Genomic DNA, 25,609 nt, shown 5'->3' with positions numbered 1-25,609 from the left:
CCTAACCGGCGGGCTTTTTCATAGGGCCTCCCATGACACCTATCTGGAAGCGCGGCGCCGTCGTGCAGATCCTGCTTGATCAGTTTACCGATGAGGAATGGTCCGCGATCCATCCTTGGACCAGCGCGCGCTGTGAGGCACGCCAAATGGACGTCGCGAGACCGCTTTCCGTCACGGTGAACCCTGATGTCCGGACAATCCTCCTGTCGGGGGATTCCGCGGATTGGCCGGAGGGGATTGTCGACATCGACCTGCTGATCGCGCGCGATGGGCACGGCTTCTTCCTGCCTCCCGCCAGCTATTTCCGCGTGAACATCCTGCCGCCTGCGACGGAGGTCATCTGATGCGCGTCACCTATCTGACAGGCCAGAACCCCGAGACAACCGATCTCGGGCCGATCCTGGTGCCAAATGATGCCGGGTCCCTGCCGCAAGGATTAGAGGGACAGTTCATCGGCTATGGAGTGAACGGGGCGCTGGTGGCGATCGATGCTCCAGCCGGTGGATCGCCATACGATGACGCCCTGCTGACAGCACGCGTTATCGCGTTGGAGGGCACGCCCGCGCCGACATGGGACCAGGTCCGAGATAAGCCCATCCAGTTCCAGCCGGTCGACCATGGCCACCAGATCGCGGATGTTGCTGGGCTTTCGACCGCACTTGCAGAGAAAGCCGATGCAGCCGCCGTGCTGTCGACAGCGCAGATGCGTGACCTCGTGGCTGCCATGTTCCAAGGCGGCACGCACGCGAACGCCTCGGTGGCCTATGATGAGTTAACAGGTGCCCTCAGCATCACGGCCAGCGGCTCCACCGGCCCAGTGCTGGGACAGGAGGAGATTGAAGACTTCGTCGGCGGACTGGTCACGGAAGGCACGGGCATTTCGGTTGTCTATGACGACGCCGGGAACGTGCTGACCATTGCGCTTGCCGGCGAGAGCTTCACCACGGCCGAAAGGAACAAGCTGGCAGCCATTGCAGCAGGGGCCACAGCAAACGCCACAGACGCGCAGCTGCGCGAGCGGTCGACCCACACCGGCACACAGCCGATTGCGTCAGTGTCCGGCCTGCAGGCCGCGCTGGACGGCAAGTCTGGCACCGGACACGGGCATGCCGTTGCCGACGTTTCGGGCCTGCAAGCGGCGCTGGACGGAAAGCAGCCTACGACCACGTTCAAGACCGTGAACGGGCAGGCCGTGACCGGGACTGGAAACATCGTCACCGCGCAGTCCTTTGCCACCGATGCCGAGGCACTGGCCTACTCTACCGCCAACCCTGGGGTGGTTGTGTTCTCGCGGCAGGTGACCTGATGCCGGTCATCAACCTAAGAGAGCAACAAAAGAGCTTTCTTGCCGGCGTGGAGCAGACCGGGCTTTGGCAAGATGGGGCAAAGGTCTGGGCCAAGCCGTCGTCTGCCCCCGCAGCTTCATGGTCGTTCCTGAACAATATTGCGGGGCTTTCGGATTACACCATCAACAGTCGTACCGCAGACACTATCGTCTTCAGCCGAGCAACAACTTCAAGAAGTCACCTTATTTTCGATTGGGGCATGCCGACCGGAACTCGCCTGCGGTTCCGATACAGCAAGACCGGTCCGGCGCTGCTTTGGGCAAGAACCACGACAGACACATCTGGCCTGAACGTCGCTCGGGAAATCTTTAACCAGTCAAACCCGACAAGCGTCGACGTTGTTTTGAATACGCGCCCGTACTGGGGCTTTTTAACGGCCAGCACTCAACCTGCTGACCTCACGACCTACACGATCGACCAGCTCATTGTGAACCTACCTTAAGGTCCAAACACCCCATTTGGCGGCATCAGCACCGCCGCCAGATCGAGCAGTACCCTCCCATTATTCGTCCAGAAAGGACACTTCATGCCCACCGCTGAAATCGCGGCGCGCCTCGGCGTCATCAATGGCGAGTCCGCGCGCCCCTTCATCAACGCCTTCAAGCAGGCGTGGTCCTGGCAGGCCGACCGGGGCGGCGCGCAATGGGACCAGCTGGTCGCGGCCGGTCACATGACCCCCGGCGGCCAGCTGATCTCGATCCCGCCGGGGTCGGGCGGGTTCCGCACCCGCCTGTTCCACAACATGCCGGCGGAGGCGGGCGGCTCCGGTCGCCAGCGTCTGCGGTGGGACGGGACCTGCACCATCGATCTGCACGGGGCCCGCAATATCACGCGCGTGTCGCCGAACGAGATCCAGTTCGACTTCACCGCCAACGGTTCGTCCTGGATCGACCTGATCGTCCGGACGATCGATCCTGCAGGTGGCCCGATCGAGAACATCGCGCTGGTGCATCGGGATGACTGGGCCGACGCCGATCAGGGCAAGATCTTCCGCCGGCAGTACCTGACCGAGGTCGCGCCCTATCACGCCCTGCGGTTCGACGAATGGATCGGCATCCTGACCTCGGAGAACCAGGGCGGGCTGCGGATCACGGACTGGGCCAGCCGGGCGCTGCCGACCGACGAGATCTTCCACCGCTTCGTGCCCTACGAATGGATGGCGGCGCTGTGCCGTGAGGTCGATGCCGCGATGTGGCTGTGCCTGCCGACTGCGGCCACCGACGATCACATGCGCCAGTGCGCGGCCCTGATCCACGACCTGATGCCCGCGCCGCGGCAGGTCTATGTCGAGTACAGCACCAAGACCTGGGACTTCTCAGGCACCCCGCAGGCCCACTACTGCGCCGCCCGCGGCCGCGAGGCCTTCGGCACCAGCACCGGGTCCGAGTTCCGGAACTGGTACGGCATGCGGTCGGTGCAGATGGCGCAGATCTGGCGCCGTGTCTGGGGCGGGGACGAGCGGCTGCACACCGTGGTCCAGCACCAGGCGGACTGGGTCGGCGGCGAGGACGACATCCTGCTGGCGCCGCTGTGGCGGGACCGCAGCGGGACGCGGGGTCTTCCGGTCTACGTCGCACCGCACTCGGTGATCGACATGCTGACCGTGCATGCGCAGATCGACGGCGGCATGGCCTATGGCGGCCGGGCCTCGCAGCTGGAGGGCTGGCGCAACTCCCTGTCGCAGGGCGCGGCCTTCGACCGGATCCGCGACCAGCTGCTGACAGGGAGCGCATGGGGCGCAGACCGCACGGTCCGCAGCTTGGTGCCCAAGTGGCGGCACTACCGCACCGAGGCGTCGAAGTACGGCATGGAGCTGGGCGCCTACGAGGTCGGCAACCACATGAACGGCGTCGGCGGCAGCACGGCCCTGCGATCGTTCATCCATGCCTTCTCGGTCAGTCCGCAGATGGGCGAGGTCTATGCCGCGACCTTCGCCGCCCTCGATGCCGCGGGCTTCGACGGGCCGCTGGCCATGTCGGTCGAATGCCGGATGCCCGACCAGAACATCTGCCACGGACTGCAGCGCTGGCTGGGTGACCATAACCCGGCATGGGCCGCGGTGCGGGCAATGATCGAGGATGCACCCGTCACGGTGCCTGAGCCGACGCCTGTGCCGGTCCCGCAGCCTGTTCCGGTGCCGACGCCTACGCCGGACCCCGAGCCGGAACCCACTCCGACCCCGACACCCACCCCGGACCCCGCTCCGGAACCTACCCCCGAGGAACTTGACATGGCCGAACGCCAACTGCTGATTGCCCTTCTAAGCCTGCTGAAGGAGGGCGTGAGCCTGCTGGAAGCCCACCTGTCCGCCGGACCGGCAACACCGGCCCCGACGCCCGATCCGGAACCGGCCCCTGCTCCTGCGCCCGAACCCGAACCGGAGCCTGTCCCTGCGCCGCAGCCGACGCCCGAACCTGCACCCACGGTCCCGGCCGGCTATCGCGCCGTGCAGGACTTCAAGATCGACCGCAGCCTCTCCTACGACTGGTCGAGCAAAGGCGGCATCAACATCTTCCTGCCGAACTGGGCCGGTGGTGACCGGGGCAACGGTGTGGGCGGCAGTCTCGGCACGCCTGCCCGCGTCCGCTACGAAGGCGATAAGGCCGTCACGATCAGCGCTGGCATGGAAGCTGGCAAGTGGGTGAATGGTGCGCTGCAGCTGAACCGGCCGACCGTCGCGCGCGGCAAGTGCGGTGCCATTGTCACCAGCCATACCCAGACCGCGGTCAAAGCGTTCTATGGCCACGCGGCCAACGGCAAGGAGCTGGACTTCGAGCTGGTCAAGCGTGACGGCGTGGTCGGTTGGGCCCCGGCGGTGCACATGCCGCGCACGGGTGGCGGCCGGGCCTCCTCGGACCGTCGCAAGCTGGCCCTGGGCGCGTTCAAGCCGGGCGTTCGGCAGCGCCTGGAGTTCGAGCTGTTCGCCGATCGCTGCGAATTCTCGATCGATGGCAAGATCTTCGAGACGGTCCGCCCGGTCGACATGGCCGCTGGCTTCATCTGGGACGTGACCACCGGCATGGCGACTTTCGCCACGATCGAGCGCCACGCGGCTTGGGCGGGCTGGAGCGCGGCTGACTATGCACGCGAAAGCCGGATGACCGTCCACAGCTTCCTGCTGCCCTCGATGCCATAGAAGGATCTACTTGGACCGCGTAATGCGAGGCGCCCCGTTTCAATCACGGGGTTCCTTATTAGCGACGATTTAGAAGAAAGCTTAAGTATTGAGGGCTAAACGTTACGCCGTCAGGAAAAAACGCAATAGGCCAGTTTCTCAAAGCGTTTCTGATTTCCTCGGTTGCCTCGCTGTGATTTATCGCCCCTTGGTGTCTTCCAAGGGCAAATTTTTAAAAAGTGATTAAACGCTATTGCGGCGCAATCGTCTGGATCTGAGCCATCTTCTAATATTGTCGTAAAGATATTTGTCTCCGCAAAACCCATAGTGTTTGGAGGTGAAGAAGTAACATGTGTCAACTCACCTTCATTTGTAGAAAACAAGTTTATGAAAGTGTAAATTATTGAAACGCAAAAATCACCTACAACAATATTAGTAACCTTCCCCATGTCAGAATGCGGTTCTTTAAGAGAAATCTTTAAGTCCCTCGGCCCGACAAAGACACCGTATAGTAAAGTGAATGCGTCCGGTCTGTATTGGCCGATCGAAATGCGCTTACGGATTTTTGTATCGGTGTATCGTATATCCGCGAGGTCCGGGCACATTCTAAAAAAAAGCGGGGCAAACCTTTTTGTCCGCTTAAGCGCTTTCGTATGGTGATACGTGATTACTTGCCTTCCACTCTCAAGCTCTAGGATATGCTTTATGACGTTCTTGTCTGGAGAGTTGGGGCTGGAATGGATGTTGTAGCGTTGATACTTTATCTTTTCAGTATTATCGCGTTCATACTCAAGATGGGTGATATGATTTGCGTTCCAAAGTCTGATTATTACGCCGCGCTCTTTCGTCTCAAGTATGGTAATTAGTTTCCTAGGTACACTATTGACGTCAATGGTTAGCCTGCAATCGGTTTTTGATGCCATTTTTTAATGTGCCTTCTAAGCGCAGATTAATCGTTTCCAAGCATTAGGGATTATTCGATAGAGTAGGGCGATATATTTTACAAATCAGCTTTGTCTAGCTCAAATCATCGTTCCATTCCTTCTGAATTTTGACACCTATTTGCTCGCTACCCCGCCCCGCCACCGTGCGGGGCTTTTTCATGTCCATACCCACGAGGAGGCAGCCATGCCGCACTTCCCCATCAAGTACATCGTGCTGCACTACAGCGCGACCTATCCCGACCAGGATTACGGCGTGGCCGACATCCGCAAGATGCACCTCGCCCGCGGCTTCAACGACGTCGGCTATCACTATGTGATCCGGCGCAACGGTGCTGTCGAGAAGGGCAGGGTGGACACCACCGTCGGCGCGCACGTCTCAGGCCACAATACCGGCAGCCTGGGCATCTGCTGCATCGGCGGCATCGAGCGGGCCACTGGCCCCAACGTCGGTGTCGACAACCGGACCGAGGCGCAGAAGGCCGCGACGGTGAAGCTGGTCCAAGAGCTGCTGGCCAAGCATCCCGGCGCCCAGGTCGTCGGCCACCGGGATCTGGGCGCCACCCAGTGCCCCGGTTTCGACGTGCGAAGCTGGTGGGCCGCGGCCAATGCCCGGCCGCCTGTCATCGACAGCATCCCTGTGAAGCCACTGCCGTCTCCATCCACCCCCGTTGCAACCGGCCCCGCCAAGGGCGCCATCTACATCCTTGCTGCGCTGGCTGCTGCCGCGCTGGCCTATCTCGGAGTGAAATGATCGTGGCCCAGATCGGAAATAAGCTCCGAAGCTTGGAGGGGGGCCGCATGGCCTTCATGTGTCCAGGCTGCAACGAAATGCACGCCGTTACTGTCGAGGGCTCGCCCAGATGGACATGGAACGGCGATGCCGATGCCCCGACATTTAGTCCGTCAGTTCTCGTGCGCGGTTACCGTCGCATAACTGACGATGAGCGTACCCGTATCATGGCTGGCGAAACCATCGAGCCAGAACCGCGCACCTGCCACAGCTTCGTAAGCGACGGGCAGATCCAATTTCTTACCGACTGCTCACATCAACTGGCCGGCCAAACGGTGCCGCTGCCCGATTTTGGAGTTTCCGAATGAACCCGCTTATGATCTTCAAGACCCTGCGTGACTTGTCGGCACTGATCGAGCAGGCGAACCGCCTGGCAGGTCCGGACAAGCGCTGGTCGCTCGCCTTTACTAACCGTTCGTTCATCGTCGCCTGTGTGGCCTTCGTCGCCGCGGCCGCTCTAATGATCGGCCTGCCGTTCCCTGTGCCGATCGATGTGACGGCGGAGACGGTCTATGCTGTGATCACCGTCGCAGGCCTGCTGTGGGCCGGCATTGAACGCATGCTCGGCAAGACGCGGGCGGTCTGGAACAAGAAGCAGGCCGTTGAGGCTATGATCGAGGCCGACGCGCTAACTGGCGCCTTAAACAGGGTGCCCGGCCTGCAGGCAGAGATGCCACGACGCTGACCGATTGGTCGGAGCGTCAGAAACAAACCCGTCAGTTTAGTGTTACACTGAGGTCGTGTACTGCTGAGAGAGGGGAGCATTGTGGCCAAACGCGTGACACCGAAAAAGCTACAGCCGACATCTGCTGCTGTTTTGATGAAAAGGAGCAGAGAACCAAAAGTGAGCGGGCTGAATTACCCCTACATGCGAGAGAGCTTTCTGGACGAGATGATCGATAAGAAGGTCGATCACGCTGATCGTGTCCTCAGGTTTTACGACAGGTCGGCTCACCGGCTGAACTGAGATTAAGTGATTGGCTTGCCCTATGTTCTTCTTCCGTTCTAATTAGGCGGAAGGAGACAGCCATGCCCCGCCATCGAATCCACGAGCCGATCTTCCCGGAGAACCGGGCCCTCTACATCATCTGGTGCGAGGAGTGGCAGGGTGATCGGTACTCACTGGCGGCAGGGCACCTGACTGCCATGCTGGCGGCTTGGGACGCGATGGCTGACTACTCACCGCGGGACAGGCTTTTCCTCCAGTTCGGCAGCCGGGTGCTTCGATCGAGAGAACCGGAATGACTGCCCACTGGACCCGCAAGATCACCTTCGAGGCCGATGCCAACGATTGGGTTGTTCTGCGGGATGGCCTAGTGGTCGGCCGTGTCATGCTGGACGACCAGCAGAGCAGCCGCCTCGGTTGCGATCAATGGGCGTGGTCGGTCATCACGATGCCCTCAAAGAATGGCTATTCGGATTCGATGCCTGAGGCGCTGGAGGAGGTCCGTGCGCGCGCTTCTGACAAGTGGGGTCACAAGCCCCATGGTTGGCCGGACGACCGCCATTAGGCGGTTGTCCTTGCCTTAAGCGCCTATCAGCTCATGTCTAGCAGCAGATGCCAGGAACGATGATCTAGTCATCTTTCGTGCCTTCGCAGTCTCATCAATTGCTCGCAGAAGACTGCGCTCCATTGTGATGTTGACGCGTTCAACCGCAGTATCAGCCGGAATGTAGGGCACCGGTAGGAGGACCCCTCCTGTAGCGGCCGCATTGATTACAGCGAGATGTTTTTTAACTGTATCGAGTGACGACGGGGTAACATCCGGCTGATCCTCAAACCATAGATCAAGAGCCTCGGTAGCTGCGGCTGGAATGGCGTCCCAACTATCGGCTGCTGCGAAGCATCCCGGTAGATCAGGAAAAGTTAAGCCAAAGGCACTATCACCGTCCTGGTGAACGATGGCGATATAGTAACGCATTTGTGGCTCCTATACGTTATAGGCAACGCGGTAAGATGGTGCGGTGCAGTTAGTTACGGTTCGGTAGAGCGACTTGGTAAGCAGGGGCCGTGGTGGGTAGACCGGGCTATATGAGCCCGGCCTGTTCGTAGATGCTCCTGACAGTTCCTAGCGGTAGGTCTTTCTTCGGGTGAGGTAGGATTACAGTCCTTTCGCCCTTTCGAAGTTTTAAGTGGGATCCTCGTTTCTGGATCTCTTCGAAGCCCGCCGCTTTCAACAATTTCAGGAGCTTTCTTGAGTTCGTCTCTAGCTCCATTGCCCCTCCTCTCTGTGTATAAATATACACCATAAAGCAGCGGCGTCAACTGCCAATGAGCATATAAATACACTTTTACAGTGGAATCATTTTGAGGACTACAGAACTGTTGGCCCCAATGCGCACGGAGTGACGCGGTACAATTGGGGAAGTGGATGCTCTTTCTGAAGCGTATGCCTCAACGAAAGTGTCCCACGCGCTCTTCACGCGTGGGACACCTATTCTGATTTTATGGGAGAATTTCATGCTGCTGGTAGGCCCGGCAGGACTTGAACCCGCAACCAAGGCGTTATGAGCGCCCTGCTCTAACCAATTGAGCTACAGGCCCCCGCAGCACGCATTGCCTAGTGCCGCATGGCGGTCAGGTCAAGCTTGGGCGTTGCCCAATGGGTGCGGTTCCGCTATCGGGGGGCCGACATCAGCCGGGGGCCGACATGACACAGAACGGGATCAGCTATCGCGACGCAGGCGTCGACATCGACGCGGGGAACGCGCTGGTCGAACGGATCAAGCCCGCCGCCGCCGCCACACAGCGGCCGGGCGTCATGGATGCGCTTGGCGGGTTCGGCGCGCTGTTCGACCTCAAGGCTGCGGGCTATGACGACCCGATCCTAGTCGCCGCCACCGATGGCGTGGGCACCAAGCTGCGCATCGGTATCGACACCGGGCATCTGGACGGTCTGGGTCAGGACCTGGTCGCGATGTGCGTGAACGACCTCGTCTGCCAGGGTGCCGAGCCGCTGTTCTTCCTTGACTATTTCGCCACCGGCAAGCTGTCCGTCGACGAGGGTGCCCGCGTGGTCGAGGGGATCGCGCGCGGCTGCAAGGCCGCCGGCTGCGCCCTGATCGGCGGAGAGACCGCCGAGATGCCCGGCATGTATCACGACGGCGATTTCGACCTTGCGGGCTTTGCGGTGGGCGCGATGAACCGCGGCGCGGCGCTTCCCGCGGGCGTGGGGCAGGGGGACGTGCTGCTGGGCCTGGCCTCGGACGGCGTGCATTCCAACGGCTATTCGCTGGTCCGCAAGGTCGCGGAACGCGCGGGTCTGGCGTGGTCCGACGCCGCCCCCTTTTGCCGACACCACCCTGGGAGAGGCGCTGCTGACGCCCACGCGGCTCTACGTCAAGCCCGCCCTGGCCGCGATCCGCGCAAGCGGCGTGCATGCGCTGGCCCATATCACCGGCGGCGGACTGACCGAGAACCTGCCCCGCGTCCTGCCCAAGGACTTGGGCGCGGACATCGACCTGGGCAGCTGGCCGCTGCCCCCCGTCTTCGCCTGGCTGGCCCAGGCCGGAGGGATCGAGACGTCCGAAATGCTCAAGACCTTCAACAGCGGCATCGGCATGATCCTGGTCGTGGCCGCCGACCGCGCCGATGCGCTGACCGACCTGCTGTCCCAGCAGGGAGAGACGGTGCACCGCCTTGGCACCGTCACGGCGGGCGCGGGCGTACGCTATTCCGGCACGCTTGCGTGAAACGGGTCGCGATCCTGATCTCGGGGGGCGGGTCGAACATGATCCGCCTGCTGCAGGACATGACCGGCGATCACCCGGCGCGTCCCGTACTGGTCGCGTCGAACGATCCGCAGGCGGGCGGACTGGCCCGTGCCGCCGAACTGGGCGTGCCGACCGCGTCCGTCGATCACCGCGACTTTCCGCGCGACCGGGCGGGGTTCGAACAGGCACTGCTGCAGCCGCTGCTGGCGGCCCGGCCCGACATCATCTGCCTAGCCGGCTTCATGCGCATCCTGACGCCCGATTTCGTGCAGCGGTTTCAGGGGCGGATGCTGAACATCCATCCTTCTCTTTTGCCCAAATACCCCGGTCTCGACACCCATGCCCGCGCCATCGCCGCCGGTGACGCCGAGGCCGGCTGCACCGTGCACCTGGTCACGCCGGAACTGGATGCAGGGCCTGCCCTGGGTCAGGCGCGCGTGCCGATCATGCCGGGCGATGACGCCGCGACCCTGGCCACGCGTGTGCTGGTGCAGGAACACCGCCTTTATCCGGCGGTGCTGCGGCGGTTCGCGTCAGGCGACCGAACGGCCCTGATCCTTTAGCCCCACAGCAGGGCCAGCGTCGCGGCCGGGTCTTCCTGGGTCCATATCTCGGGGCCCAGGGCGATGAAGTCGGTGATCGGCGTCAGTTGGGTGATCAGCTCTCGCGTGATGGCGCCTTCGGCCACGACCGGCACCTCGATCATCTCGGACCACCACTGGAACAGCTCCAGCTCGACCGGATCGCCACGATAGAGCGCGCTGTCGCTGACCGGACCAAAGGCCACGTAATCCGCACCCGCCTCGGCCGCGTTCATGCCCTCGTGGCGCGACGCGCCGCAGAACGCGCCGACGATCGCGTCGTCGCCCAACTCCTTGCGGGCATAGCGCACGGCCTTGGCCCCGTCGTTCAGGTGCACCCCGTCCAGCCCGTGGCGCAGCGCCAGCTTGACGTGATCGTCGATCACCACGGCCACGTCGCGGGCATGGGCGATCTCGCGTGCCATGTCGGCCAGGCGGCCCAGCTCGTCCTCCTCGGCGCCGCCGCGGATGCGCAGGCAGGCGGGGGCCACGCGGTCCATCACCTCGGCCAGCATCGGCGCCAGGCTGGATGCCTGGGCGCCGGCAGGGGTCATCAGGTACAGTTGAGGGGCGTCGGTCATGGCGATCTCCTTTGTGTCGCAGATAGCGCAGCTTGCCCGCCGCCGCCAGACGGACTATCTGCCGGACCATGCAGATCGAACGCCAACCCGTCATCATCCTCGTGCGCCCGCAGATGGGCGAGAACATCGGCGCGGCCGCCCGCGCCATGCTGAATTTCGGCCTGACCGACATGCGCATCGTCGATCCGCGCGACGGCTGGCCCAACCCCAAGGCCGTCGCCATGGCCTCGGGGGCGGCGGGCCGCGTGCTGGACACGGCCCGCGTCTATCCCACGCTGGCCCTGGCGATGGAGGGCATCGACTATGCCTATGCCACCACCGCGCGCGGGCGCGAACTGACCAAGCCCGTCTTCACGCCCGCCACCGCGATGGCCCAGGCCCGCGCCCATGATGGCCGCTCCGCAATCATCTTCGGCCCCGAACGCACGGGGCTGGAGAATGACGACATCGCGCGGGCCAACGCCATCGTGACGGTCCCGGTCAACCCCGATTTCCCGTCGCTGAACCTGGCCCAGGCCGTCCTGCTGATGGGATACGAATTCGGCCGCGACATCCTGCCGCCCGAACCCGCGCCCCATCTGCGCCGGTCCGAGGCCGAAGCCCCCGCCGACCGCATCGAGATCGAGCGGTTGGGCGACCATTACGACGACCAGCTGACCCAGGCCGGGTTCTTCTTCCCGGAAACCAAGGCCGCGTCGATGCGTCTGAACATGCGCAACATGTGGTCGCGTCTGACCCTGACCAAGGGCGACGTGCGGATCCTGCACGGCGTCCTGCGTCAGTTGACCCGGCGCTGACCCGCCCCTAACCTCCGCCCGAAAGGAGCCTTGCGATGGCCAAGCGACCTGTCTTCCAGGAAGTCTCGGACCCGACCGCAGCCCGACCCGTCCAGACCACCGGCATGATCGACGCCCGCCCCCGCGGCGCGCGGCGCGCGATCCGCGCCTGGCTTGCCGTGCTGTTCGTGCTGGTCCTGGCGATGATCGTCGTGGGTGGCGCCACGCGCCTGACCGGGTCGGGCCTGTCGATCACCGAATGGAAACCCGTGACCGGGGCCATCCCGCCCATGAACGCCGCCGACTGGCAGAGCGAATTCGACCTTTATCGCCAGATCCCGCAGTACCAGGAGCTGAACCGCGGCATGTCGCTGTCGGGAGTTCCAGTACATCTACTGGTGGGAATGGGGGCACCGCCTGCTGGGCCGCGTGGTCGGTCTGGTCTGGGCTTTGGGCTTCGTCTTCTTCTGGGCCACATCGCGCATTCCCACGGGCTGGACGCCCCGCCTGCTGTCCCTGGGGGCGCTTGGCGGCCTGCAGGGCGCGATCGGCTGGTGGATGGTCAGCTCGGGCCTGAACGAGGGGATGCTGCGTGTCGCGTCCTATCGCCTGGCCACGCATCTGGGCATCGCCTTCCTGATCCTGGGCCTGATCACCTGGTACGTCCTGCAATTGTCGCGGTCCGAGGCCGAGCTGATGCGCGCGCGCCGCGCCGGAGAGGCCAAGCTGTTCCGCATGTCCACGGGGCTGATGCACCTGACCTTCGTGCAGATCCTGCTGGGCGCGCTGGTCGCGGGCATCGATGCCGGCCGCACCTATACCGGCTGGCCCACCATGGGCGGCGAATGGATCCCGGCGGCGATCTGGGACGGCACCCTGGGCTGGCGGAACTTCTTCGAGAACCCGGCCCTGGTCCAGTTCATTCACCGCATGACCGGCTATCTGCTGGCGATCTTCGCCGTCGTCGTGTGGCTGCGGGCGCGCCGCTCGCCCCATCCGGTGACGCGCGGCGCCTTCAGCGTCATGATCGTGGCGATGGCCGCGCAGATCGGGCTGGGCATCCTGAACGTGATCCACGCATCGCCCCTGCACCTGGCCCTGACGCACCAGTTCGGCGCCGTCGTGCTGTTCGCGATGATCCTGCGGGCGCGCCACCATGCGCGCTATCCCTTTGAAACCTCGATCCGGGGGGCGATCCGATGACCGCGCTGACCGACCTGCTGGCCTTCCAGCGCCAGACCGAAGCCCTGTCCTCCGTCGCCGAACGGTTGGGCTGGGACCAGGAGACCGTGATGCCCCGCGGCGCCGCCGAACAACGCGCCGAGGAGATGGGCGCGATGGAGGAGGTGCTGCATGACCGCCGCACCGATCCGCGCATCGGCGAATGGCTGGACGCGGCCGATCCGCAAAGCCCCGCCGACCGCCGCGCCGTCGCCCTGATCGCGCGGGACTATGCCCGCAGCAGCCGCATTCCCGCGCGGCTGGCCTCCGAGTTGGCGCGTCTGACCTCGCTGGCCCAGGGCATCTGGGCCGAGGGCCCGCGCCAAGGACGCGCCCGCGGATTTCCTGCCGACCCTGGATCAGGTCCTGATGCTGAAGCGCGAGGAGGCCGCCTGCCTGGCCGATGGCGGCGATCTTTATGACGCCCTGCTGGAGGATTACGAACCCGGCATGAGCGGGGCGCGTCTGGCGACGCTGTTCGACGCGATGCGCCCGCGCCTGGTCGCGCTGCGCGACGACGTCCTAGGTGCCGATCAACCGCAGGCGCTGAAGGGCCATTTCCCGCAGGAGACCCAGCTGCGCCTGGCCCGCGCCTGCGCCACGGCCTTCGGTTACGACTGGACGCGGGGGCGGATGGATCTGGCCGTGCATCCCTTCAGCTCTGGGCGCTGGCAGGACAGCCGCATCACCACCCGGGTGGTCGAGACGGATCCGTTCAACTGTCTCTACTCCACCATCCACGAGGTCGGCCATTCCAGCTATGAGCTGGGTATAGACCCCGATTACGCCTTCACCCCCCTGGGGCGCGGCGTGTCCATGGGCGTCCACGAAAGCCAGAGCCGCATCTATGAGAACCAGCTGGGCCGCGGTCGCGCCTTCACCGGATGGCTGTTCGAACGCATGTCCGAGGCCTTCGACGGGTTGAACATCACCGATCCCGACGCCTTCTACGCGACGGTCAACCGCGTGACGCCCGGCTATATCCGCACCGAATCGGACGAGGTGCAGTACAACCTGCACGTCATGCTGCGCTTTGATCTGGAGCGTGACCTGATCTCGGGGCGGCTGGATACGCAGGACCTGGAGGCGGCGTGGAACGCGCGCTTCCTCAAGGATTTCGGCGTCGCGGTCGATCGTCCCGCGAATGGCGTCCTTCAGGACGTCCATTGGTCGGTGGGCCTTTTCGGCTATTTCCCGACCTACGCCTTGGGCAATGTCTATGCGGGCTGCCTGAACCAGGCCTTGCGCGGCGCGGTGCCCGATCTGGACGCGTCCCTGGCCCAGGGCGACGCAACCCCCGCCACCGAATGGCTGCGCGAGAACGTTCAGCGCCACGGCGGCTTGATGACCCCGACCGAGGTGATCGAGACCGCCGCGGGCCGGCCCATCGGCCCCGACCCGCTGCTGGACTATCTGGAACAGAAGTTCGGCCGCATCTACGGTCTCTGATCGTCCCGCATGACAAAGCCCCGCGGCCGGCGCCGCGGGGCTTTTTCGTTGGCCATATACCCTGCGGATGGCCCGGGGGGCGCGAGGCCCCCTGGACCATCGGATCACTCGGCGGCGCGGGCCATCGGGTTGTTCGGATGGCTGGTCCAGTTCGCGTATTCGCCGCGCGGAATGCCGGTGCGCTTGTCGATCTCGCCGATCTCCAGCTCACGCATGGTGATGCAGTCCTCAACCGGGCAGACATCAACACACAGGTTGCAGGCGACGCATTCCTCCTCGATCACCTCGAACACGCGGCCCGGCTTCATGGCAATGGCCTGGTGGCTGGTATCCTCGCACGCGGCATAGCAGCGGCCGCAGCTGATGCAGGCATCTTGGTCGATCACCGCCTTGGTGACATAGTTCAGGTTCAGCTGCTGCCAGTCGCGCACGTTGGGCACCGCGCGGCCGATCAGGTCAGACAGGGCCCATCTCATGGCGGTCCAGATAATCGTGCAGGCCGGTAATCATCTCCTGGACCACCTTGAAGCCATAGGTCATCGCCGCCGTGCAGACCTGCACATTGCCCGCGCCAAGCGCCATGAACTCGGCCGCGTCGCGCCAAGTGGTGACGCCGCCGATGCCGCTGATGGGCAGGCCCGCGGTTGCCGGATTGCGCGCGATCTCGGCCACCATGTTCAGGGCGATGGGCTGACCGCCGGGCCGCAATAGCCGCCATGGCTGCCCTTGCCGTCGATGGTGGGCTGGGGCGCGAACAGGTCCAGATCGACCGAGGTGATCGAGTTGATCGTGTTGATCAGGCTGACCGCATCGGCGCCGCCGCGCCTGGCGGCCTCGGCGGGCTTGGTGACATCGGTGATGTTGGGCGTCAGCTTCACGATGCAGGGCATGCGGGAATACTGCTTGACCCACCGGGTCACCATCTCGATGTATTCCGGCACCTGGCCCACGGCCGATCCCATGCCGCGCTCGGCCATGCCGTGCGGGCAGCCGAAGTTCAGCTCGACCCCGTCGGCGCCGGTATCCTCGATCTGGCCAGGATGTCGCGCCAGCTGTCCTCGTCGCAGGGCACCATCAGGCTGATGATCAGCGCCCGGTCGGGATAGTCGCGCTGACCGACTTGATCTCGCGCAGGTTCACCTCAAGGGGTCGGTCGGTGATCAGCTCGATGTTGTTGATGCCCAGGACGCGGCGGTCGGCACCGTGGATCACGCCGTATCGCGGGCCGTTCACGTTGGCGACGGGCGGGCCTTCGGACCCGAGCGTCTTCCACACCACGCCGCCCCAACCGGCCTGGAAGGCGCGGCGGACGTTGTATTCCTTGTCGGTCGGCGGAGCCGAGGCCAGCCAGAAGGGGTTCGGGGACTTGATCCCGATGAAATTGCTGCGCAGGTCTGCCATGGGTTCGTCCTCAGCCGGGGATTTCGACGGGACGTCCGGTCAGCCGGGCGTCGATGTCTTCTGCCGCGTCGCGGCCTTCGGCCACCGCGGTCACGGTCAGGTCGTCGCCGCCGGATGCGCAATCGCCCCCGGCCCAGACCCCGTCCAGCGTCGTGCGGCCCGGCCCGGTCACCAGGATCTTGCCGCCGGCCAGCTCCAGCCCCTCGGGCGCACCGTCCAGGCGCTGGCCGATGGCGCGGAACACCTGGTCGGCCCGGAGGCGGGAACCGGTCCTCGGTCACGTGCAGCCCGTCGGGGCCATCCTGGGTATAGGCGAACTCGACCTCGGTCACCGCGCCGTTGCCATGGACGCCAGGGGCGCCGCATTGCAGATGATCCGCACGCCGCTGGCGGTCGCGTGGTCCTGTTCATGGCGGCTGGCGCCCATGCGGTCCTGACCGCGGCGATAGACGATGCTGAGTTCTCGGCGCCCAGCAGGCGGGCCTGCACGGCAGCATCCACTGCGGTCATGCCGCCGCCGATCACCACCACGTCGCGGGCCGACGGGCAGGGTACCCAGATCGCTGGCCTGGCGCAGGTCGCGGATGAAGCTGACGGCGTCCAGCACATGCGTGCGGTCCTCGCCGTCTTGCGCGCAGCGCGTTCACGCCGCCCAGGCCCATGCCCAGGAAACACCGCAGTCGTATTCGGACTGCAGCGCGGCCATGGTGATGTCGCGGCCAATCGCCTTGATCGTGGCGCAGCTCAATCCCGCCGATGCCCATCAGCCAATCGACCTCGGCCTGCGCGAAACCGTCCACGGCCTTGTAGCTGGCGATGCCGTATTCGTTCAGCCCGCCGGGCTTGGGCCGCGCCTCGAAGATCACCACGTCATGGCCCTTGGCGGCCAGGCGGTGCGCGCAGGCCAGGCCCGCGGGGCCCGCGCCGACCACGGCCACGCGCTTGCCCGTGGGGGCGGCGCGCCTGAAAGGGTGCGAGCCTTGGGCCATCAGCCCATCGGTCGCGTAACGCTGCAGCGCACCGATCTCGACCGGCTTGCCCTCGGCCTCCATGCGCACGCAGGCGCCTCGCACAGCTGTTCCGTGGGACAGACACGGGCGCACCATGCCGCCCAGGATGTTGGCGTGAAAGATCGTCATTGCCGCCGCGTCCGGGGTGTCGGTCGCGATCTGGCGGATGAACAGCGGGATGTCGATGCTGGTCGGGCAGGCCGTGATGCAGGGCGCGTCATGGCAGGAAATAGCAGCGGTCGGCGGCCACATGCGCCTCGTGGCGGTCCAGCGCGGGGCGACATCGACGAAGTTCGCCGCCAGCTGGTTGGGGGTCAGTCGTCCCGGCACCACGCCGGGGCTTAATCTCGCTTGGGACATTTTCGTCTCCTGGCTCACCTGTTGGTGAAATCAGGCTGACACAGGTCCATTTTTTTATCAAATGGTAAAATATGGGCCGTAAAGCTTTGCGGAAATTTCAGGCAGGCAGGTCCAGGACGGCGGCCAGACCGCCCAGATCGGACCGTTCCAGCCGCAATTCGCCGCCATGCAGCGCCGCCAGATCGGCCACGATGGCCAAGCCCAGCCCCGCGCCGGGGGCGCCCAGTTCGTCTAGCCGCGCGCCGCGCATCAGGGCCAGGGGGCCTGGTCGGGGGACAGGCCGGGACCGTCATCCTCGATCCGCAGGACCAGGCGGTCCGGCGGGGTGCGCACGGTGATCCGCAGGCGCGTGCGCCCCCATTTGGCGGCATTCTCGGACAGGTTGCCGATCATCTCCTCCAGGTCCTGGCGTTCGCCGGGAAAGGCCGCGTCCGGGGGGCAATCGACATCGGCGGTCATGCCGCGGTCGGCCAGGGGCCAGCGCAGCACCAGCAGGATGTCGTCGGACGACCGGCGCAACCGGGGTCCGTTGCCCCAGCAGGCGCGGCCCGGCCTGACGCGCGCGGCGCAGGTGCCAGCCGATTAGGCGATCCATCCGCGTGATCAGGGCCTGGCCCTGATGATCGGGCGGCAGCTCGTTCGACAGAGCCGCCAGCGGCGTCTTCAGCGAATGGGCCAGGTTCCCCAGATGCTGGCGCGACCGGGTCAGAAGGGCCGCGTTCTGGTCCAGCGCGGCGTTGATCTCCGACGCCAAGGGGCGCAGTTCGGACACATCGGGGCGGGCCAGCCGGTCGCTGTCGCCCGCGCGCACGCGGGCCAGATCGGCCCGCAGGCGGTCCAGGCTGCGCAGGCCGAGCGTCACCTGGATCACGCTGGCGGCGGCCAGGCCCAGCCCCAGCACCACCAGCGCGACCGCCAGCGGGCGCACGATCTGCGCCAGGCTTCCCTCGATCTCGGCCAGGGGGGCGGTCACGGTGACCGCGATCAGGGCGTCGCTGTCGGGAATGGTCAGCTCTCGGCGCAGGATGCGCAGGCCCGCCGCATCGGCGTCGCGGCCCGTCGCGCCGGTCAGATCGCCGGCGGGCCCGGTCAGCTGCCCGTCCAGCAGCGACGGAGAGCGCGCCACCGTCGCATCCCCCGCCATGACCTGCCAGTACCAGCCCGACAGCGGCAGGGTGAAGCGCACGTCCAGCGGCGTGTCGTCCAGTTCGACCCGGTCGTCGTCGACCTCCAGCTGGCCGATCAGGCTGTCGGCGATGGCCAGCGTCTCGGCGTCGAACCGGTCGGTGACGAAATCCTCCAGCAGCTGCGCGATCAGCAGGAATGCCCCCAGCAGCGCCGCCGTCAGCCAGACCGCCGCCAGCAGCAGTAGCCGGCCACGGATCGACCGCGTCACGCCGACCTCAGGACATAGCCCTCGCCGCGGCGGGTCTCGATGATCCCGTCGCCGACCTTCTTGCGCAGGCGGCCGATGACGACCTCGATCGACTTGAAGTCGCGGTCCGTCTCGGCTTCGTAGAGGTGTTCGGACAGTTCGGTCCGGCTGATGACGCGGTCCTGATGGGTGATCAGATAGGTCATGATGCGTTGTTCAAACGCCGTCAGCCGCAGCGCCATCCCGTCCAGGGTGATGATGCCCAGCTGGCCGTCCAGCTGCAGCCGCCCGGCCGCGATCTGCGGGCGCGCATGACCCGCGGCACGGCGGATCAGGGTCTGGGCGCGCAGCACGACCTCCTCCAGGCGAAAGGGCTTGACGGCGTAATCGTCGGCGCCCGCGCGAAAGCCCGCCACCTTGTCGGTCCAGTCGCCGCGCGCGGTCAGGATCAGGACCGGCATGGCGATGCCCTGGTCGCGCCAGCGGGTCAGGACCTCGATGCCGGGCAGGCCGGGCAGGCCCAGGTCCAGCACGGCCACGTCATAGCTTTCCGTGGCACCCAGGAACTCTCCCTGGGTGCCGTCAGAGGCGATATCGGTCACGAAGCCGGCCTGGATCATGGCCTGGGACAGCTGGTCGGCCAGCAGGGGGTCGTCCTCGACGATCAGGGCGCGCATGTCAGGTCCTTCAGTCTTGGGTGCGGGGCGCGCGGCGCGCCTCCAGCTGGCCGCGTCCGGCCACTTCCAAAAAACGCCCGGTGCGGGCGTCCACGCGGATATTGAGGATGTTGCGCTGCGTGGTCAGCAGGCGGAACTCATAGACCAGCTCGATCCCCGCGGCGCGTTCGGCGGGGCGGGGCGGGCGCGTCTCGGCCGCGACCAGGCGGCCGTCATAGCGCGCGGTGACCGCCTCGGCCATGCGGTGGAACGGTTGCGGCTGAAAGCTGGTGGCCCAGGGGTCGGGCGGGGGGGGCGCCGGGGGCGCAGGCTGGGGCAGGGCCGCCAACGGCGCCATCAGGGCCAGGACCAGGATCAGAGGATTCGGGGCACGTGTCATGGGGCCACTATGCCCTGTCCGGGGGAAATGGAAACCAAACGGCGCATTGGCGATCCGTTCGGGTGCGTTGGGCTAGAAGCGATTCGCAGAAGGCCGGACCCGCCGGCCGACATCGACCCAAAGGAGTGTCACATGACCCGCAAGCATCTTGCATCCACCGCCGCCCTGATCGCCGTCATGGCCGGGACCGTCCCCGCCATCGCCCAGACCCCCGGCGTCGAGCTGCCCTCCATGCTGCAGGGGCTGGACCTGGACCGCATCAGCTTCGAGACCAAGCGCGACGGCCAGCGCGAATATGAGGGCTATCTGCGGACGGCACCCAGATCGAGGCCGAGTTCGACATGGCCGGCAATCTGATCAAGATCGAGGCCGACGACGGCAGCCTGCCCGCGCCGCTGATCGATGCCGCATTGCCCGGTGCCGTGCGCGGCACGCCCGCGATGGCGCTGTTCGCCCGCTTCGAGGAGATCAAGCAGACCCCGCGCCACCTGGAGGTCAAGGGTTGGCAGGAGAACGGCGCCGAGGTCGAGGTCAAGTTCGCCCCCGACAATACCCTGATCGAGATCGAGACCGACGACACCGCCCTGCCGCGGCCGATCATCGACGCGATCCTGCCGCAGGCCGTGCGCGGCAACGAGGTCATGGCCCAGTTCGGCATGATCGAGGAGATCAAGGCTGAATACGGCCGCTTTGAGGTCAAGGGCGAGGATACCGGGGGCCAGGACATGCGCGCGGCTTTTGACGAGGCGGGGGCCGTCTTGCGGTTCGGCCCGCGACGACGACCGCCGCGGCGGGCGTGACCATGATCGCGGCCCGCGCGGACACGGCCCGCGGGGTGACGGCCCCCACGGCGATGGTCCCCGCGGCGACGGTCCGCGCGCCGAAGGCCCCCGGGGTGATGGCCCGCGTGCCGAAGGCCCCCGGGGTGACGGTCCGCGTGGCGACATGCCCCCCGCGCCGCAGTTCGACACCGTCGCGGCGAACCAGCGCCTGACGCAGGCGGGCTACAGCGCGTTCGGCCTGATGCGCCAGGAGGGGCCGCGCGTCCTGCTGGACGCGACCAATCCCGACGGGGAGACCGTCACCCTGGAACTGGACCCGCAGGGCCAGCTGGTGCGCGAAACCGCCCGCTGATCGCGGCGTCGGCTGCGCCGCAAGGGCCGTCCCGTCCGGGGCGGCCCTTTTTCCATGCCGCGGCGGGCTGACCAAGAAGACACTTTGCCTTGGCGCGGCCCCGGTCTAGGCTGCGGGCCAAGCCAAAGCCCTTGGCGTCGTGTCATTTTATCGACACGCATGCCCGATAACGGGAAACGGCTGAGTGACAACGACATGGAGGATCTTTCTATGACACGGATCGACCGACGCGGCCTTCTGCGCGGGGCTGCGGCCACGGCTGGCGTGGCGCTGGCCTCTCCCTACCTGGCGCGCGGCGCCATGGCACAGGGTGCGGGGCAGGTGAACATCTTTGCCTGGGCCGGCTATCTGAACGACGAGATCCTGGGCGCCTTTCAGGAGGCCACGGGCATCACCCCGAATTTCACCCCCTATGGCACCAACGACGAACTGCTGAACCAGCTGCGTGCCAACAACGGCGCCGGGTTCGACCTGATCTGGCCGACCGTCGACCGCGTCCCGAACTATGTCGAGTTCGGCCTGATCCAGCCGCTGGACGAATCGCGCATCGAGGTCGCCAAGGTCCTGCCCAGTGCCTGGGAGAATTCGGTCAACCTGGGCGCGGTCGTGGACGGCAAGCGCTACCAGGTGCCGACCGACTGGGGCACCGAGGCGATCGCCTTCGACACCGAACAGAACCGCTGGAATACGGCACCGCGTCCTATGGCGACCTGTGGAAGGACGGCGCGCAGGCGACCGTGCGCGGGCATTCCTCGCTGATCGGCCTGGGGCTGTGGCTGGAGGCCGAGGGCAAGCTGCCGCGGCCGCTGCTGGATGCGTTCACCGATCCCGATGCGCAGGTCGAGATCTTCGACGTGATCCTGGCCGAGGCCATCGCGCGCAAGGGCAACATCATCCAGTTCTGGACCAACGAGAACGAGGCCCAGGGCGCGTTCCGCGTCAACGGCGCCACCGTGGGCCAGACCTGGGATTCGACCGCGGCCGCCCTGGCGTCCGAAGGTCTGCCCGTGGGCTTCATCGCGCCCAAGGAGGGCGCGCTGGCCTGGATGGAGGGTCTGTCGATCCCGACGGGGGCCGCGAACCTGGACGGCGCCTATGCCTTCATCAACTGGTTCCTGACCCCCGAGGCGGGCGCGATGTACACCAACGCGACCAAGATCAACTCGACCGCGGTGGGCTCCGATCAGCTGACCTCGGACGAGGCCAAGGCCTTCTTCGCCGCCGCCTATCCGGGCGACGCGCTGGAGAAGCTGTGGTGGTGGCCGATCCAGGAAAGCTGGTACATCACCAAGCGCAACGAGTATCAGGACCGCTTCCTGTCGGCCTGAACCCAACCGGGGGCGGTTTCCGCCGCCCCCCAATTCCTGCAGGAGACACAATGTCCCATTCGGTCGAACTTGCCGGCATCGGCATGACTTTTGGCACCACCCGCGCCGTCAGCGATGTCAGCTTCAAGGTCGAGGCCGGAGAGTTCTTCTCCATCCTGGGGCCGTCGGGCTGCGGCAAGACCACGATACTGCGCATGATCGCGGGCTTCATAGAGCCGACCGAGGGGCGCGTGCTGATCGGCGACCGGGACATGAAGGGGCTGGGCCCCAACCAGCGCCCGACCGCGATGATCTTTCAGTCGCTGGCCCTGTTCCCGCTGATGTCGGTGCGCGACAACATCGCCTTCGGCCTGGAGGCCCGCGGGGTCGGCCGCGCCGAACGCCGGGCCAAGGCCGACGACCTGCTGCGCCTGATCGCGCTGGAGGGATACGGCGACCGCATGCCGGGCGAACTGTCCGGCGGCCAGCGTCAGCGCGTTGCCATCGCCCGCGCCCTGGCCGTGGAACCGGGCGTCCTGCTGCTGGACGAACCGCTTTCCGCCCTTGACCTGAAGCTGCGCCAGCACATGCGCGCCGAACTGCGCGCGCTCCAGAAGCGCACGGGCGTCACCTTCATTTATATTACCCACGACCAGTCCGAGGCGCTGGCCATGTCCGACCGCGTCGCCGTGATGTCGGCGGGTCTCTTGCAGCAGGTCGCCACGCCCCGAGAGCTGTACGACAACCCCGCCACGCCCTTCGTGGCCCGCTTCGTGGGCGAGACGAACGCCATTCCCGGCCGCATCACCGACGTGCAGGCCGGCACCGCCCGGATCGAGACCGACCTGGGGCCGCTGACCGGTCGCGCGGGACAGGGTGCCGCGCCGGGTGTGCAGGGCACGATCTATGTCCGCCCCGAGGCGCTGGTGCCCGGTATCGGCCAAAACCCCCTGCAGGCGCAGATCGAGCGCGTCGATTTCGAAGGATCTTTTGCGCTGGTCCACGGCCGGTTCGACGGCGGGACGGCGCTGACGGCATCGGTGCCCTCGACGCGGCTGGCCGATGCGCCGGTTCCGGGCAGCCGGGCGGGGTTCGGGTTCGACGCGGGACATGCGGTGGTGCTGGGCGATGGGTGATCTGAAAAACCGTTTCGGGCCGGGGCTTTCGACGATCTTCCTGATCCTGGTCCTGTTCTGGCTGGCCGTGATGGTCCTGGCCCCGAACCTGATGATGATCGACTATGCCCTGCGGCCGAACCTGCCGCCCGCGGCGCTTGGGGGGCCGGACGACACCTATACGCTGTCGAACATCCTGTATCTTGCCGGAGAGCCCACGCACCGCGCAATCTTCCTCAAGACGATCTGGGCCAGCGGCCTGGTGGCGGCGGTGACCTTTGCCGTCTGCTATCCCATCGCCTTCTGGATGGCGCAGCGGGCCACGACGGGGCAGTTGGCCATCGCGATGATGCTGATCATCATCCCCTTCTTCATCAACGAGGTGCTGCGGACGCTGGCCTGGTTCATCATCCTGGCCTATCGCGGGCCGCTGAACGCGGTGCTGACGAATATCGGCCTGATCGACGCACCGATCCGCTGGCAGGGCGACGGCGGCGTGCTGGCAGCGATGGTCTATGCCTATATCCTGTTCATGCTGCTGCCGATCTACAACGCCATCGAATCGCTGGACAAAGCCCAGATCGAGGCCGCCCGCGACCTGGGCGCGTCGCCCTGGCGCATCCATACCCGCGTGGTGATCCCCCATGCCAAGGCCGGGATCGCGACGGGTTTCGTGTTCACCTTCATGCTGGCCGCCGGCAGCTATGTCGCGCCCGCGCTGCTGGGATCGCCCGGCAGCCGATGGTTCACCGAGATCATCTACAACTGGTTCTTCGAGGGCGGCGACTGGAACCGCGGCGCGGCCTATGCGCTGGTGCTGCTGGTGCTGTGCCTGGCCGTCGTCCTGATCACCTTGCGGCTGTTCCGCGTCAACCTGACGGATGTCGCGAAATGAGGGCGGAACGCATCTTCGGCGCCATGTTCTGGCTGTATCTGATGGTCTTCGCGGCCTATCTGTTCGCACCGCTGATCATCATGGGCGCGGCCAGCTTCAATGAAAGCCGCTTTCCCACGGTGATCCCGTGGCAGGGGACCACGACGGAATGGTTCGCCGCCATGTGGGCGGACGCCGCCATGTGGCAGTCGCTGTGGACATCCGTGCTGGTCGCGGTCTGCGTGGTGGTGATCGTGGTGCCGGTGGGCACGGCGGCGGCGCTGGTCCTGACATCGCTGCATGCGCGGGCGCGCAGCTTTGCCTATGCGGTGATGGTGTCTCCCCTGCTGACGCCGGGGGTGGTGATCGGGATCTCGACCCTGATCTTGTGGCGGCAGATGGGCGTGGGCGGCGGGGTGTTCCTGATCGTGCTGGCGCAGTCCACCTTCATCATCTGCTATGTCATGCTGATGGTCATGGCCCGCCTGCAGCGGTTCGACCGCACGCAGGAGGAGGCGGCCCTGGGTCTCGGCGCCAGCCGCGTGATGGTGTTCCGCCGCGTGACGCTGCCGTTCCTGCGGCCCGCGCTGATCGCGTCGGCAGGCCTTGCGGTGCTGCAATCGATCGAGAACTACAACACCACGCTGTTCGTGCGCGGGTTCGAGACGCCCCTGACCGTGTTCATCGCGACCAAGGTCCGCACCGGCCTGACGCCCGCGGTGAACGCGTTGGCGCTGATCATCATCGTGGCTACGGTCATCGGTGCCATCGCCTATGAGGTCGCGCGGCGCAGGCGCGCGGCCTAGCCGTTCGGCAGGATCAGGTCGGGCGCACGGCTGGCGGTCAGCACCAGTTCCATGTTGGGCAGGTCGTTGGCCTCCAGCTTGGCGCGGGCCTGATCGGGGGGCAGATCGCGCCAGCGGGCCGTCAGGCGGGCCCGCAGCACCGCCTGCGGCACGTCCAGCATCACGGTCAGCGCGAAATGACGCCCCAGGTCGCGCCAGCCGGGCCGGTCCAGCAGCAGATAGTTCCCCTCGACCAGGATCAGCCGGGCCGAGGCCGGGATCTCACGCGCGGCGGCGCGGCTGATCTCCAGGTCACGGTCGAAGACTGGGACCAGCACGTCGCGGCCGTCATCGGCGGCCAGCCGCTCCAGCATGACCGCAAAGCCGTTCAGGTCGAACGTCCAGGGCGCCCCCTTGCGCGGCAGATCGCCGCGTGCCGACAGCAGCCGGTCGTCCAGGTGATACCCGTCCATCGGCAGCAGCGCCGCCCCCGGCAGATCGGCCAGAAGCGCGTCGGTGACATGGCTCTTGCCCGCGCCCGGAGGGCCCGCCAACGCGATCATGGTCCGGCCGGGGCTGCGGGCCATGGTCCGCAGGCGCTCTCTCAGGTCGGGAAGATCTGTCGTCGTGGTCATCATGTCACCTTTGAGGGCCTGTCACCGCGATCCTTTTCCG

The 25,609-nt window shown here is 65.8% G+C and carries 30 protein-coding genes, 1 tRNA gene and 4 pseudogenes; 22 read left to right on the top strand and 13 right to left on the bottom strand.

What is annotated here, in order from left to right; all coding sequences use genetic code 11:
- Window positions 1-32: 32 nt before the first annotated feature.
- From F1642_RS05015 to F1642_RS05000, 4 genes are all read left to right on the top strand, one after another.
- Complete coding sequence (locus F1642_RS05015) at window positions 33-344, top strand: hypothetical protein (RefSeq protein WP_194885636.1); 312 nt, start codon at window positions 33-35, stop codon at window positions 342-344.
- The gene (locus F1642_RS14970) at window positions 344-1,306 is read left to right on the top strand and encodes a hypothetical protein (protein WP_206692669.1); all 963 of its coding nucleotides are present in this window, start codon (window positions 344-346) and stop codon (window positions 1,304-1,306) included. The genes F1642_RS05015 and F1642_RS14970 overlap by 1 nt, the downstream gene beginning before the upstream one ends.
- Window positions 1,306-1,788, top strand: a complete 483-nt coding sequence (locus tag F1642_RS05005) for a hypothetical protein (RefSeq protein WP_194885635.1) — start codon at window positions 1,306-1,308, stop codon at window positions 1,786-1,788. The genes F1642_RS14970 and F1642_RS05005 overlap by 1 nt, the downstream gene beginning before the upstream one ends.
- A gap of 84 nt (window positions 1,789-1,872) precedes the next feature.
- The gene (locus F1642_RS05000) at window positions 1,873-4,482 is read left to right on the top strand and encodes a hypothetical protein (RefSeq protein ID WP_194885634.1); all 2,610 of its coding nucleotides are present in this window, start codon (window positions 1,873-1,875) and stop codon (window positions 4,480-4,482) included.
- 110 nt (window positions 4,483-4,592) lie between these two features.
- Here F1642_RS05000 and F1642_RS04995 read toward each other — a convergent pair whose 3' ends face one another.
- Window positions 4,593-5,384 (bottom strand): hypothetical protein, encoded by a 792-nt coding sequence (locus F1642_RS04995; protein ID WP_194885633.1) that lies wholly within the window; start codon window positions 5,382-5,384, stop codon window positions 4,593-4,595.
- A gap of 205 nt (window positions 5,385-5,589) precedes the next feature.
- Here F1642_RS04995 and F1642_RS04990 point away from each other — a divergent pair, with 205 nt between their 5' ends.
- The 5 genes from F1642_RS04990 to F1642_RS04970 all read left to right on the top strand — a co-directional run bounded on the left by F1642_RS04990 (window position 5,590) and on the right by F1642_RS04970 (window position 7,706).
- The gene (locus F1642_RS04990; protein ID WP_194885632.1) at window positions 5,590-6,156 is read left to right on the top strand and encodes an N-acetylmuramoyl-L-alanine amidase; all 567 of its coding nucleotides are present in this window, start codon (window positions 5,590-5,592) and stop codon (window positions 6,154-6,156) included.
- 2 nt (window positions 6,157-6,158) lie between these two features.
- Window positions 6,159-6,503 carry a DUF6527 family protein gene (locus tag F1642_RS04985; RefSeq protein WP_370582786.1) on the top strand — a complete coding sequence of 115 codons (345 nt, stop codon included), beginning with the start codon at window positions 6,159-6,161 and terminating at the stop codon, window positions 6,501-6,503.
- Between the two features lie 8 nt (window positions 6,504-6,511).
- Entirely contained in the window at window positions 6,512-6,880 is a 369-nt protein-coding gene (locus F1642_RS04980; RefSeq protein ID WP_194885630.1) for a hypothetical protein, read from the top strand.
- A gap of 344 nt (window positions 6,881-7,224) precedes the next feature.
- On the top strand, window positions 7,225-7,440 hold the full coding sequence (locus F1642_RS04975) for a hypothetical protein (RefSeq protein WP_194885629.1): 216 nt from the start codon (window positions 7,225-7,227) through the stop codon (window positions 7,438-7,440).
- The gene (locus tag F1642_RS04970) at window positions 7,437-7,706 is read left to right on the top strand and encodes a hypothetical protein (RefSeq protein WP_194885628.1); all 270 of its coding nucleotides are present in this window, start codon (window positions 7,437-7,439) and stop codon (window positions 7,704-7,706) included. Before F1642_RS04975 ends, F1642_RS04970 begins: the two co-directional genes overlap by 4 nt.
- Window positions 7,707-7,721: 15 nt before the next feature.
- On the opposite strand, the gene F1642_RS04965 is transcribed toward F1642_RS04970, so the two are convergent.
- From F1642_RS04965 to F1642_RS04955, 3 genes are all read right to left on the bottom strand, one after another.
- Complete coding sequence (locus tag F1642_RS04965; RefSeq protein WP_194885627.1) at window positions 7,722-8,117, bottom strand: type II toxin-antitoxin system HicB family antitoxin; 396 nt, start codon at window positions 8,115-8,117, stop codon at window positions 7,722-7,724.
- A gap of 106 nt (window positions 8,118-8,223) precedes the next feature.
- Window positions 8,224-8,412 carry a type II toxin-antitoxin system HicA family toxin gene (locus F1642_RS04960; RefSeq protein ID WP_194885626.1) on the bottom strand — a complete coding sequence of 63 codons (189 nt, stop codon included), beginning with the start codon at window positions 8,410-8,412 and terminating at the stop codon, window positions 8,224-8,226.
- 251 nt (window positions 8,413-8,663) lie between these two features.
- Window positions 8,664-8,740, bottom strand: a tRNA-Ile gene (locus tag F1642_RS04955).
- Window positions 8,741-8,846: 106 nt separating this feature from the next.
- Here F1642_RS04955 and purM point away from each other — a divergent pair.
- Both purM and purN read left to right on the top strand, forming a co-directional pair.
- Window positions 8,847-9,888: pseudogene (gene purM, locus F1642_RS04950) on the top strand (phosphoribosylformylglycinamidine cyclo-ligase).
- On the top strand, window positions 9,885-10,472 hold the full coding sequence (gene purN / locus F1642_RS04945) for a phosphoribosylglycinamide formyltransferase (RefSeq protein ID WP_194885625.1): 588 nt from the start codon (window positions 9,885-9,887) through the stop codon (window positions 10,470-10,472). Before purM ends, purN begins: the two are co-directional and overlap by 4 nt.
- Here the strand turns inward: purN and F1642_RS04940 are convergent.
- Window positions 10,469-11,071 carry a thiamine phosphate synthase gene (locus F1642_RS04940; protein ID WP_194885624.1) on the bottom strand — a complete coding sequence of 201 codons (603 nt, stop codon included), beginning with the start codon at window positions 11,069-11,071 and terminating at the stop codon, window positions 10,469-10,471. The two genes, purN and F1642_RS04940, sit on opposite strands and share 4 nt — an antisense overlap.
- A 68-nt stretch (window positions 11,072-11,139) precedes the next feature.
- Here F1642_RS04940 and F1642_RS04935 point away from each other — a divergent pair, with 68 nt between their 5' ends.
- From F1642_RS04935 to F1642_RS04925, 3 genes and pseudogenes are all read left to right on the top strand, one after another.
- Entirely contained in the window at window positions 11,140-11,868 is a 729-nt protein-coding gene (locus F1642_RS04935) for an RNA methyltransferase (protein ID WP_045998933.1), read from the top strand.
- A 35-nt stretch (window positions 11,869-11,903) separates the two neighbouring features.
- Window positions 11,904-13,050 (top strand): annotated as a pseudogene (gene ctaA, locus F1642_RS04930) (heme A synthase).
- Window positions 13,047-14,517: pseudogene (locus F1642_RS04925) on the top strand (carboxypeptidase M32). The pseudogenes ctaA and F1642_RS04925 overlap by 4 nt, the downstream one beginning before the upstream one ends.
- Window positions 14,518-14,621: 104 nt before the next feature.
- Here F1642_RS04925 and preA read toward each other — a convergent pair.
- From preA to F1642_RS04895, 7 genes and pseudogenes are all read right to left on the bottom strand, one after another.
- A pseudogene (preA, locus tag F1642_RS04920) lies at window positions 14,622-15,918 on the bottom strand (NAD-dependent dihydropyrimidine dehydrogenase subunit PreA).
- Window positions 15,919-15,928: 10 nt separating this feature from the next.
- Window positions 15,929-16,162, bottom strand: coding sequence for an FAD-dependent oxidoreductase (locus F1642_RS04915; RefSeq protein WP_194885623.1), 234 nt, complete (start codon window positions 16,160-16,162; stop codon window positions 15,929-15,931).
- A 277-nt stretch (window positions 16,163-16,439) separates the two neighbouring features.
- Entirely contained in the window at window positions 16,440-17,288 is an 849-nt protein-coding gene (locus F1642_RS16105; RefSeq protein WP_194885622.1) for an FAD-dependent oxidoreductase, read from the bottom strand.
- A 97-nt stretch (window positions 17,289-17,385) separates the two neighbouring features.
- Window positions 17,386-17,538, bottom strand: a complete 153-nt coding sequence (locus tag F1642_RS15430) for a hypothetical protein (protein WP_255522180.1) — start codon at window positions 17,536-17,538, stop codon at window positions 17,386-17,388.
- Window positions 17,538-17,681: an ATP-binding protein gene (locus F1642_RS15425; protein ID WP_255522136.1), complete on the bottom strand. Its 144-nt coding sequence runs from the start codon at window positions 17,679-17,681 to the stop codon at window positions 17,538-17,540. Before F1642_RS15425 ends, F1642_RS15430 begins: the two co-directional genes overlap by 1 nt.
- Before the next feature lie 999 nt (window positions 17,682-18,680).
- Window positions 18,681-19,340 carry a response regulator transcription factor gene (locus tag F1642_RS04900; protein ID WP_194885621.1) on the bottom strand — a complete coding sequence of 220 codons (660 nt, stop codon included), beginning with the start codon at window positions 19,338-19,340 and terminating at the stop codon, window positions 18,681-18,683.
- 10 nt (window positions 19,341-19,350) lie between these two features.
- Window positions 19,351-19,719: a PepSY domain-containing protein gene (locus F1642_RS04895; RefSeq protein ID WP_194885620.1), complete on the bottom strand. Its 369-nt coding sequence runs from the start codon at window positions 19,717-19,719 to the stop codon at window positions 19,351-19,353.
- A 132-nt stretch (window positions 19,720-19,851) separates the two neighbouring features.
- Between F1642_RS04895 and F1642_RS04890 the strand changes: the two genes are divergently transcribed.
- The 8 genes from F1642_RS04890 to F1642_RS04860 all read left to right on the top strand — a co-directional run bounded on the left by F1642_RS04890 (window position 19,852) and on the right by F1642_RS04860 (window position 24,955).
- Window positions 19,852-20,076 carry a hypothetical protein gene (locus tag F1642_RS04890; protein ID WP_194885619.1) on the top strand — a complete coding sequence of 75 codons (225 nt, stop codon included), beginning with the start codon at window positions 19,852-19,854 and terminating at the stop codon, window positions 20,074-20,076.
- Window positions 20,061-20,519: a hypothetical protein gene (locus F1642_RS04885; RefSeq protein ID WP_194885618.1), complete on the top strand. Its 459-nt coding sequence runs from the start codon at window positions 20,061-20,063 to the stop codon at window positions 20,517-20,519. Before F1642_RS04890 ends, F1642_RS04885 begins: the two co-directional genes overlap by 16 nt.
- 145 nt (window positions 20,520-20,664) lie before the next feature.
- Window positions 20,665-20,853 (top strand): hypothetical protein, encoded by a 189-nt coding sequence (locus tag F1642_RS04880; protein ID WP_167550363.1) that lies wholly within the window; start codon window positions 20,665-20,667, stop codon window positions 20,851-20,853.
- A 210-nt stretch (window positions 20,854-21,063) separates the two neighbouring features.
- Window positions 21,064-21,612 (top strand): extracellular solute-binding protein, encoded by a 549-nt coding sequence (locus tag F1642_RS14965; RefSeq protein WP_206692668.1) that lies wholly within the window; start codon window positions 21,064-21,066, stop codon window positions 21,610-21,612.
- Window positions 21,591-22,181 carry an extracellular solute-binding protein gene (locus F1642_RS14960; protein WP_206692667.1) on the top strand — a complete coding sequence of 197 codons (591 nt, stop codon included), beginning with the start codon at window positions 21,591-21,593 and terminating at the stop codon, window positions 22,179-22,181. Before F1642_RS14965 ends, F1642_RS14960 begins: the two co-directional genes overlap by 22 nt.
- Before the next feature lie 50 nt (window positions 22,182-22,231).
- Window positions 22,232-23,296: an ABC transporter ATP-binding protein gene (locus F1642_RS04870; RefSeq protein ID WP_127898758.1), complete on the top strand. Its 1,065-nt coding sequence runs from the start codon at window positions 22,232-22,234 to the stop codon at window positions 23,294-23,296.
- Window positions 23,289-24,170, top strand: coding sequence for an ABC transporter permease (locus F1642_RS04865; protein WP_045981665.1), 882 nt, complete (start codon window positions 23,289-23,291; stop codon window positions 24,168-24,170). The genes F1642_RS04870 and F1642_RS04865 overlap by 8 nt, the downstream gene beginning before the upstream one ends.
- Window positions 24,167-24,955: an ABC transporter permease gene (locus F1642_RS04860; protein ID WP_194885617.1), complete on the top strand. Its 789-nt coding sequence runs from the start codon at window positions 24,167-24,169 to the stop codon at window positions 24,953-24,955. The genes F1642_RS04865 and F1642_RS04860 overlap by 4 nt, the downstream gene beginning before the upstream one ends.
- Here F1642_RS04860 and F1642_RS04855 read toward each other — a convergent pair.
- Window positions 24,952-25,569: a hypothetical protein gene (locus F1642_RS04855; RefSeq protein ID WP_045999581.1), complete on the bottom strand. Its 618-nt coding sequence runs from the start codon at window positions 25,567-25,569 to the stop codon at window positions 24,952-24,954. The genes F1642_RS04860 and F1642_RS04855 overlap by 4 nt on opposite strands.
- Window positions 25,570-25,609: the final 40 nt, after the last annotated feature.

It is taken from the genome of Paracoccus sp. NBH48 (genome assembly GCF_015390265.1).
Taxonomy (GTDB): domain Bacteria; phylum Pseudomonadota; class Alphaproteobacteria; order Rhodobacterales; family Rhodobacteraceae; genus Paracoccus; species Paracoccus marcusii.
This window is presented reverse-complemented; position numbering and strand designations above follow the sequence as displayed.